Raw genomic sequence first — 405 nt, forward strand, 5'->3', positions numbered from 1 at the left:
CGCCAACCTCAACATGGCCGCCAAGCAGGATATAAAAATTGACAGTGTCGATGGTGAGCTCACTGTCACCGCAAGCGAACAGCTTACGTTAATGTGTGGCGGTTCATATATAAAAATCAGCAGGGAAGGCATTGAACTGGGCACACAGGATAATGTTTATCTGAAGTGTAATGTCATGCAAAAGATGGGCGCGGCGAGGAATGATTTATCCGCAAAGCTAAATAACAATGATTCGGAACTCGAAATGTTATTAAGAAAACATGTATCGTTCAATTCAAAAAGCTTTTCGGAATAATTTGTAAGGAAGTAACACAATGACTATAAAAAAAATAACCGACTTTAACTTTCCTGTTGGCGAAAAACAATTAAGTCAAGACGCCTATTATAAAGCCTTATCAGAAGCAA

At 39.0% G+C, this 405-nt stretch carries 1 protein-coding gene; it reads left to right on the forward strand.

Annotated elements, in window-relative coordinates; genetic code table 11:
* A partial coding sequence (locus tag A9G34_RS10245; RefSeq protein WP_141670406.1) for a DUF2345 domain-containing protein occupies positions 1 to 295 on the forward strand: 295 nt, incomplete at its 5' end.
* Positions 296 to 405: the final 110 nt, after the last annotated feature.

Origin of the sequence: Gilliamella sp. Choc4-2, assembly GCF_001690355.1 — a bacterium.
GTDB lineage: Bacteria > Pseudomonadota > Gammaproteobacteria > Enterobacterales > Orbaceae > Gilliamella > Gilliamella apicola_A.